Source organism: Chryseobacterium sp. VD8, from assembly GCF_037149975.1.
GTDB classification, from domain to species: Bacteria; Bacteroidota; Bacteroidia; order Flavobacteriales; family Weeksellaceae; genus Chryseobacterium; species Chryseobacterium indicum.
Window position 1 is genome coordinate 1 of the sequence record NZ_JBBCQL010000203.1, and the last position, 8,400, is coordinate 8,400.

Annotated in this window: 7 protein-coding genes; 2 read left to right on the plus strand and 5 right to left on the minus strand. The window is 37.7% G+C overall.

The annotated features are described in order from the left end of the window. Positions 1 to 66: 66 nt before the first annotated feature. The 5 genes from pgl to ribA all read right to left on the minus strand — a co-directional run bounded on the left by pgl (position 67) and on the right by ribA (position 6,008). Positions 67 to 777: a 6-phosphogluconolactonase gene (gene pgl, locus WFK35_RS17775; protein WP_336733706.1), complete on the minus strand. Its 711-nt coding sequence runs from the start codon at positions 775 to 777 to the stop codon at positions 67 to 69. Positions 778 to 799: 22 nt separating this feature from the next. Next, the gene (zwf, locus tag WFK35_RS17780) at positions 800 to 2,281 is read right to left on the minus strand and encodes a glucose-6-phosphate dehydrogenase (RefSeq protein ID WP_235130376.1); all 1,482 of its coding nucleotides are present in this window, start codon (positions 2,279 to 2,281) and stop codon (positions 800 to 802) included. 9 nt (positions 2,282 to 2,290) lie between these two features. Then, positions 2,291 to 3,709, minus strand: coding sequence for an NADP-dependent phosphogluconate dehydrogenase (gndA, locus tag WFK35_RS17785; RefSeq protein WP_336733707.1), 1,419 nt, complete (start codon positions 3,707 to 3,709; stop codon positions 2,291 to 2,293). A gap of 224 nt (positions 3,710 to 3,933) precedes the next feature. Beyond that, complete coding sequence (locus tag WFK35_RS17790; RefSeq protein WP_336733708.1) at positions 3,934 to 5,370, minus strand: SDR family oxidoreductase; 1,437 nt, start codon at positions 5,368 to 5,370, stop codon at positions 3,934 to 3,936. Between the two features lie 47 nt (positions 5,371 to 5,417). After that, positions 5,418 to 6,008, minus strand: coding sequence for a GTP cyclohydrolase II (gene ribA, locus WFK35_RS17795; protein WP_087710699.1), 591 nt, complete (start codon positions 6,006 to 6,008; stop codon positions 5,418 to 5,420). A 97-nt stretch (positions 6,009 to 6,105) separates the two neighbouring features. Here ribA and WFK35_RS17800 point away from each other — a divergent pair, with 97 nt between their 5' ends. Together WFK35_RS17800 and WFK35_RS17805 are read left to right on the plus strand one after the other, a co-directional pair. Then, on the plus strand, positions 6,106 to 6,765 hold the full coding sequence (locus WFK35_RS17800) for a TetR family transcriptional regulator C-terminal domain-containing protein (protein ID WP_336733709.1): 660 nt from the start codon (positions 6,106 to 6,108) through the stop codon (positions 6,763 to 6,765). 522 nt (positions 6,766 to 7,287) lie between these two features. Next, positions 7,288 to 8,400: ABC1 kinase family protein (locus tag WFK35_RS17805; RefSeq protein ID WP_336733710.1), on the plus strand; the 1,113-nt coding region annotated here is incomplete at its 3' end.

The following is an 8,400-nucleotide window of genomic DNA, read 5'->3' on the forward strand; positions in this document are numbered from 1 at the left end:
CAGCTATAACCATCGCAAAGACCAAAATATTAAGATAAAGAGTTTAAAAAAGTTTAAATTTAATGATTATCCTTTTGCTTTTTCGTCTGTGAACAATTCTACGCATTCTCTTTTGTCAATGAGCTGCATCGGATATTGTTCCGGATTATAAACTCCGTTCAAAACTTCATTCAGAGTGTGTTTTTTGTTTTCTCCAAAGGTAACAATCAGAATATTTTCTGCGTTGTTGATGACGGGAGCTGTAAGAGTGATTCTGAACATTTCCTGAGGTTTCAGGTAATACGCATCGACCCACTTTTCCTTTTCCCAAAGCACTTTTTCTCCCGGAAAAAGTGACGCCGTGTGTCCGTCGTCTCCCATTCCCAACAGAATAAAATCAAAACGTCCGTCATTTCCCAAAACATTTCTGATCTGGTTTTCATATTCCAAAGCAAATTCTTCCGCGGAAACTCCGTCTTTATACATCGGAAAAATATGATTTTTATTGATGGAAACATGATTGAGAAGGGTATCGAATGTCATTTTTGCGTTGCTTTTCTCGTCATTCAGCGAAACCCATCTTTCGTCTACCCAGAAAAAAAAGACTTTGCCCCACTCTATTTTATCTGCATATTCCCCGGAAGCCAAAAGTTTAAAGATAGCTTTCGGAGAAGAACCTCCGCTTAGTGCCACTACAAAACGGTCGTGATTTTTAATGGACTTTTCAGCCAAATCTACAAATCGGTCTGCAGATTTTTTATATAATGTATCTAAATCGTTAAATACGGTAATCTTCATTTTTACTTTTCTTTATTAAATTTTAAACCCAGTGATGCCCCTGTCTTTCTACCAGAGCCGTGCTTTCTTCAGGTCCCCAGCTTCCGGCTTCGTAATTCGGGAAAGAGCTGTCTTTTTCATTTGCCCAAGCTTCCTGAATGGTTTTCACCACATCCCAGGCTTCTTCCACCTGATCGGAACGCATAAATAGGGTTAAATCTCCTAAAAGGGCATCCAGCAATAAGGTTTCGTAAGCTTCCGGCGTATCTTCCTGACAAGCAAAATTATCAAAAATCATTTCCACAGGTTTTAAAACCAGAGAAAGTCCCGGCTTTTTTGCCATAAACTGCAGTCTGATATCCATTAAAGGCTGAATATTGATAATCAGTCTATTGGCAGACAAATGCTGTGAACTTTCTGAAAACGTAGAATGCGGAAGCGGCTTAAACTGAATGGTGATGTAAGAATGTTTTTCTTTCATCTTTTTCCCTGTCCTTACGTAGAAAGGAACATCCTGCCATCTTTCGTTATCCAGATAGAACTTTACAGCGGCAAATGTTTCCGTGTTAGAATCCGGTGCAATTCCTTCTTCCTGTCTGTAACCTTTTGCTTTTTCGCCATTTACCGTTCCTTTTCCGTACTGTCCTCTTACGGCATAATGGTCTACTTTTTCCGCAGGAATTCTTCGGATAGATTTTAAGACATCTACTTTACGATCCCTGATCTCTCCGGATTCCAGTGAAGCAGGCGGTTCCATTGCCACCATGCAGAGAATCTGCAAAAGATGATTCTGAACCATATCTCTGAGTGCACCGGTCTGCTCGTAGAAGCTTCCTCTGGTTTCCACTCCTACTTCCTCCGCTACCGTAATCTGTACAGATTCAATATGTTTACGATCCCATAAAGGTTCAAAAATTGCATTTCCGAATCTGAAGGCAAGAATATTCTGTACAGTTTCTTTTCCAAGATAATGATCGATTCTGTAGATCTGCTCTTCTTCAAAAGCATCTGCCAAAAGGCTGTTCAGCTCAATCGCAGACTGTTTATCGTGTCCGAAAGGTTTTTCGATGATAATACGGTCTTTTTTAGGATCTGAAGCGAGCAAGGCATTTTTGATATGATTGGAAATAGTTGCCACAAAATTGGGTCCTATTGAAAGATAGAAAAGTCTGTTTCCTCTTGTTCCGTAAACTTTATCAAAACTTTCAAGCTTCTGATTAAGATTTTTATAGGAACTTTCTTCATCAAGCTGATGCTGAAAATAGGTAATATGTGCCTGAAATCCCGCCCAGTCTTCCGAAGTTACTTTTTTTCTGGAAAAGCTGTTCAGGTTTTCTCTGATGTAATTTTTGAAATATTCATCAGAATTATCTGCTCTTCCCAAAGCAATGATATTGAAGCCTTTCGGCATTCTTCCATCAATATAAAGATTGTAAAAAGCAGGAAAAAGTTTTCTTTTTGCTAAATCTCCTGTTGCGCCAAAAATGATAATTGTTGTTGGCTGCAAAACTTTATTTTCACTCATTTCTGAATTTTAATGATTAAAACTTTCCCAGTTGGTATGAAAAACGCCCTCTCTGTCGGTTCTCTGGTAAGTGTGCGCTCCGAAATAATCCCTCTGTGCCTGAATCAGGTTCACCGGAAGAGATTCCGTAGTATACGCATCAAAATATCCTAAAGCCGTCTGAAGTCCTAAGCTTGAAATACCGTTCGAAACTGCAAATGCTGCCGTTTTTCTCAGTGATGAAACTCTTTCTTTAACAATAGCTGCGATGTCTTCATCAAGCAGAATATTAGAAAGCTGAGGATTTTTTGTGTAGGCAGCATAGAATTTTTCTAATAAAACAGAACGGATGATACATCCTCCTCTCCAGATTTTTACCACGTCTTTCAGAGGAATTTCAAAATGATATTCTTCGGAAGCTTTTACGAGTAAAGCCAGACCTTGTGCATAGCTGATTAATGTCGACAAATACAGCGCCTCTCCCACTTCTTTAATGAAAATTTCTTTGTTCTCAGGAGTTACAACCTCACTGTAAGAATACAGTCGGGACGCTTTTATTCTTTCGTCTTTATAAGCTGATAAAATTCTGGAAGTTACTGCAATATCAATCGTCGGAATTGAAACGCCAATTTCCATTGCCTGCTCGGAAGTCCATTTTCCGGTTCCTTTTGCGCCTGCTTTGTCTAAAATCTGATCAACCAGATAACCATCGGTTAAAGAATCTTTCTGTTGGAAAATGTCTCTTGTGATTTCGATCAGGAAAGAATTCATTTCTCCGTTATTCCATTCTTTAAACACTTCATAAAGTTCATCATTTCTAAGCTTTGCTCCTTTTCTCAGTAAATCATACGCTTCGCTGATGAGCTGCATAATGGCATATTCAATCCCGTTGTGAACCATTTTCACATAATTTCCGGCAGAACCTTTTCCCATATAGGCTGTACACGCATCGCCATCTACTTTGGCTGCAATGGCTTCCAGCATCGGCTGTAAAAGTCCAAAAGCTTCCTGATCTCCGCCCGGCATAATACTTGGTCCCGTTCTCGCTCCTTTTTCACCTCCGGAAACTCCCATTCCCATAAAATGAAGTTTTTTGGAAGCCAGATCTGCCACACGTCGGTCGGTATCTTTGAAATAAGAATTTCCGGCGTCTATTACGATATCACCTTCGCTAAGAATCGGTTTAAGATTTTCTAATACCGCATCTACCGGTTTTCCGGCAGGAACCATCAGAATAATTTTTCGCGGTGTTTCCAGCTGCGATACAAAATCTTCCAGAGAAGGTATTCCTTTGATATTCATATTGGAAGTTTTCTGTTCTTCCAAATCTTTTATTTTTTCATGATCAAGATCAAATCCTGCAATAGAAAATCCGTGATCGGCGATGTTGTACAGGAGATTTCTCCCCATGACTCCGAGTCCGATCATACCATAACTGTATTTTTCCATTATGATGATGTATTAGTGAATGTTTAAACGTTTAAAGCTTTAAAATTAAGCATTATGAAAGTGATACCGAAATATGATTCATAAAAATTTTCTATCTGATGTTTAAGGTGAATGTTAAAACTTGCTTAAAAATATCATCCTCAACTGTTTATCCTGTTCGATAAAAAACCGGCAACACATATCTGCGTTGCCAATTCTCAAAAAATAATCGGATATATTTGAAATCAAGAAATTTTTCCTGTCAGTCTTCTTACCATTCCTTTAAAAATAATCCCGTGAAACGGCAAAACAGAATACCAATATAATCTTCCGGTTAATCCATGAGGTCGGAAAACCGCTTTTTGCCAGAGTTTTCCTTTATACACTTTAAACATTAACCACGCTTCTCCGGGAAGCTTCATTTCTGCGAAAAGAATCAGTTTTCCTTCTTCTTTGTTTGCATACAGAACACGCCAGAAATCCAGTGCATCACCTTCGTGAAGTTTATCGGGATGTGTTCTTCCGCGTCTCAGTCCCGGTCCGCCCACCAATAAATCCATAAATCCGCGAACTTTCCAGAGACTTTGACCGTACCATCCGTTTGCACCGCCTAGAGAAAAAACTCTGTGGAGACATTTTTCACGGTCATCATATTCTTCGGTTCTTAAATCTACAAAACAGCCGTATTTCGGAACATCGAGATAATCTTTCAGGCTGGAATCGCTTCTGCTGCTGATAAAACTGTCTTTCCAGCTTGAAGCAATTTCATTGTCCTGAATTTTAGCCAACGTTCTTCTTAACGCCGTATCATAAGAAAACGGTTGAACTCCGGTAATCTGCTTGATTTCCGCAAGGCTTTCCGGTCTGCAGATAACTTCAATTTTCATACTTCCAACCAATGCAGAAGCTAAATTATAGGATGTTGAAGTAATGAAATACAGCCAATACGAAGACAGTTTCGGAGTCATTACAGGAACGGTAAAAATCTTTCTTTTCAGTCCTCTGATTTTAGCAAACTCCAAAAGCATTTCTTTGTAGGTCAAAACATTATCACAGCCAATGTCAAAATTTCTGTGATACGCCTGTTCTTTAAATAAGGTAAAAATCAGAAAATCCAGAACATTGGCAATTCCGATCGGCTGACATTTTGTGTGGAGCCATTTCGGAGCCACCATCACCGGTAATTTTTCTACTAAATCTCTGATGATTTCGAACGATGCACTTCCTGAACCAATAATAATTCCTGCCCGTAAAACGGTTGCTGGAACTTTACATTTCATCAGGATTTTTTCAACTTCAAATCTTGAACTTAAATGTTGTGATAATTCTTTTTCATTTGCCAGACCCGAAAGATAAATGATGTGTCTGCAATCAGTTTTTTCAATATAATTTGAAAAATTAACGGCACATTGTCTTTCAATTTCTGCATAATCGTTGCTGTTGCTCATCGAATGCATTAGATAATACGCTCCGGAAATATCTTTTGGAATATTTTCCAGTGTTTCAGGTTTCAGAAAATCCACTTCCACCACTTCAATCTGGGCATCATCAATATCCACACTTTTAGAAAAACGGTTTTTATCTCTGCAGCAGCAGATTACCTGATAACCTTGTGCAGCGATTACGTTGATCATTCGTTTCCCGATATATCCGGTGGCTCCGGTAAGCAGAATTTTTTTCATAAGATTGGTTTTGGTGAGTGGAAATTACTTTCAGCGTAATGAGAAAATTATACCTTTTCTAAGAGATGTCCAAAATAATCTTTCTTTTTTGAAAGATAACTTTCGTTAACCTCGTTAGATTCTATTTCCAAAGGAACTCTATGATTCAGAATAATTCCACTGTTTTCCAGAGATTTAAGCTTATCCGGATTGTTCGTCAGCAGATTAATTTCTTTCACATTCAGAATCTTAAGCATTTCAACTGCCACATCAAAATTTCTTCCGTCTGCAGGCAAACCAAGTTTCAAATTTGCTTCCACCGTATCAAAACCTTTTTCCTGAAGTGCATACGCTCTTAACTTATTGATGATTCCGATATTACGACCTTCCTGTCGAAGATAAATAATCATTCCGCCGTTTTCCGACATATATTTCATTGCCGCGTCTAATTGCTGTCCGCATTCACATTTTTTAGAATGAAAAATCTCACCTGTGATACACTCCGAGTGAAAACGCACATTTACCGTTTTGCTGAAATCTGTATTTTCTGCTACCCAAACCAAGTGCGGATTCCAGTCTTCTTCGTGTTCTGAGAATGCATAAACAGTAAACATTCCAAAATCTGTAGGTATATTCGATTGTGCCTGTATTGTCAACATAATTCAAAAATTAAATGGTTTATATAGTACAAATTTATACTTTATTTTAATTAAATGTAAATTTATTTACTAAATTTGTCAATAAATAAATTCTATTATGCAAGAACAAGCCAATATCACGCAGGAAAAAATATTTGAATTATACGGAGATTATCTTTTGAATCACGGAGAAAAACCGAAAAATGTTTACCTTTTTGCGAAAGAAAACAATTTTGAGGAGAAAGAATTTTACCACTATTTCTCAGGATTCGAGCAAATCGAAAGAGAAATAGTGAATCATCTTTTCACGAAATCTTTGGAACTCGCTTCGGAAGTTAATTCTTCGAATGAAGTGACAACCAAAGAAAAACTCCTGAATGTGTATTACATTTTCTTTGAAAATCTTACGATGAACCGTTCTTTAGTGTTATCAATTTTGGGAAGCAATAAAATCCAGAATATCAAAACGCTTCAGAATCTTAGGGAAACCCACAAACAATTTGTCAATACTCTCAATTTCAACGAATGGGAAATGATTGAAAAAGCGAAAGAAGATATCAGAAAATTCAACGAAAAATCGAGACAGGAAGCACTTTGGCTCCATTTGATTTCTGCCATTGATTTCTGGAAAAAAGACACTTCTCCTGATTTTGAAAAGACCGATATTTTCATCGAAAAAACCATTGACACCGGTTTTGAATTAATGGATAATGAACCATTAAGAAAGGTTTTTGATCTTGGAAAGTTTCTTTGGAAGGAAAAATTTAAAATGAGTTGATAAATGGCAATTGGCTTTTGGCTTTTGGTTTCGAATAAGCTAATATTTATTTGGGCAGCTATTTCCACCCTCCACTCCCGCTTTTTTGCAAACCAATGACTTCGATTCCTCAGCCATTGATTTACAAAAAGAGCTCCGTTCAGGTCGGGCTGCGAGATTCGCCGGTTCAAAATTTAAAAGAATTAGGTACTTCAGTTGCGAAAATTAAAGAGAAAACAGGAGAATGTTCCGCTCCGTAGGTGCGGAATCTGTGTAGAAATTACGAATAATTGTGTTGGAGAGAACTCCGTAGGAGTTCAATCTTAAAGTGAAAAAGATTAAACTGAATAGATTGCACTCCTACGGAGTGCTCTAAAATGGGAAATATATCCTTTTCTACACAGATAAAGCTCCTAAAGGAGCTTAAGAAATGAGTAGTTATGCTGAGCTTGTCGAAGCACCGTTGCGAACTTAAAAACAGTTAGCAATTAAAAAATCATTGCGAATATTGCGTTAAAAACATTTGACAAACAAAATTTAAAAATGAAAACATTAGATAAAATTCCTACAGGAAAATTGGAACGGACAAGCAGTCTGCTTAAAGCGGGAGCAAAAGTCGGTGTCAATTACCTGAAATATTACGGAAATAAAATCACAAAAGATGAAGATGAAGCCCGCAAAATCCTTAACGAGGACAATGCAACAGACATTTACGATTCCTTAAAAGAATTGAAAGGTTCCGCGCTGAAAGTTGCCCAAATGCTGAGTATGGAAAAAAACATTCTTCCGGTGGAATATGTGGAGAAATTTTCGCTTTCGCAGTTTTCCGTTCCGCCTTTGTCGGGTGCTTTGGTGAAGAAAACATTCAGAAAATATTTCGGGAAAAATCCGGAAGATATTTTTGATGAATTTTCCGCCGAATCGGTTAATGCCGCGAGTATCGGGCAGGTTCATACTGCAAAAAAAGACGGCAAGAAACTGGCGGTTAAAATCCAGTATCCCGGTGTAAGAGAAAGTATTTCGAGCGACCTTAAAATGGTAAAAACGATTGCGATGAAGATGTTCAACATCAAAAAAGAAGGTTCGGAATCTTATTTTCAGGAAGTGGAAGACAAATTGTTTGAAGAAACTGATTATAATCTGGAACTGAAACGAAGTCAGCATTTTGCAGAAGAATGCAGTCATCTTCCGAATGTGAAGTTCCCCCATTATTATCCGGAATATTCGTGTGAGAAAATCATTACGATGGACTGGATGTCCGGAATTCATTTCTCGGAATTTACCAAAAAACAGAATTCACAGGAAGATTTGAACAAAATCGGACAGACACTTTGGGATTTTTATATGTATCAGATGCATATCCTGAAAAAAGTTCACGCCGATCCACATCCGGGAAATTTCCTGATTTCGGAAAACAATGAATTATTGGTTATCGATTTCGGCTGTATCAAGGAAATTCCGGAAGATTTCTACATTCCGTATTTTGAATTGGCGAAAGAAGAAAATCTGAAGAATCCTGAGATTTTCCGTGAGAAATTATTCACCTTAGAAATTCTTCGAGCAGAAGATTCAGAAAAAGAAAAAGAGTTTTTTGCCAAATTATTCTACGAATTGCTGGAACTGTTTACAAGACCATTTAATCAGGAAAAATTCGAT

Bases quoted from the DNA above. Each gene is read 5' to 3' on its own strand.
- pgl (WP_336733706.1), bottom strand. From the start codon at position 777: ATGAAGATTACCGTATTTAACGATTTAGATACATTATATAAAAAATCT.
- zwf (WP_235130376.1), bottom strand. From the start codon at position 2,281: ATGAGTGAAAATAAAGTTTTGCAGCCAACAACAATTATCATTTTTGGC.
- gndA (WP_336733707.1), bottom strand. From the start codon at position 3,709: ATGGAAAAATACAGTTATGGTATGATCGGACTCGGAGTCATGGGGAGA.
- WFK35_RS17790 (WP_336733708.1), bottom strand. From the start codon at position 5,370: ATGAAAAAAATTCTGCTTACCGGAGCCACCGGATATATCGGGAAACGA.
- ribA (WP_087710699.1), bottom strand. From the start codon at position 6,008: ATGTTGACAATACAGGCACAATCGAATATACCTACAGATTTTGGAATG.
- WFK35_RS17800 (WP_336733709.1), top strand. From the start codon at position 6,106: ATGCAAGAACAAGCCAATATCACGCAGGAAAAAATATTTGAATTATAC.